1 protein-coding gene is annotated in these 305 nt (G+C 30.8%); it reads left to right on the top strand.

The genetic code is table 11. The features are described 5' to 3' along the window. Positions 1-210 (top strand): alpha-glucosidase C-terminal domain-containing protein (locus tag ACX6CF_RS26760; protein ID WP_458788423.1); only part of this gene is annotated, 210 nt, incomplete at its 5' end. Positions 211-305 lie beyond the last annotated feature (95 nt).

Raw genomic sequence — 305 nt, 5'->3', positions numbered from 1 at the left:
AACAATCATGTATTGATTTACATAAGACAAAAGGACGACAATACTGTTATAACAGTTATAAACCTATCAAACGAGACTGTTAATACCACCTGTGATTTTGGAGATTATGCAGGTGAATATATAGAATATTTTAGTAATGAAAAAACTTCATTGTCAACACAATATTCTATTGACATAGCACCATTCTCCTTCTTAGTTTTTACCAAGTAATAATTAATCCCAAATGATTCATTACTAGCTATTTGGACTTCATTTGTGTTCTTTAAAAAAAGGGCAGCCTAGTGAATGAAATAGGCTGCCCTTTT

This window comes from Vallitalea sediminicola (assembly GCF_054408565.1).
The sequence above is the reverse complement of the archived record's forward strand: the minus strand, read 5'-3'. Positions and strand labels throughout refer to the sequence as shown.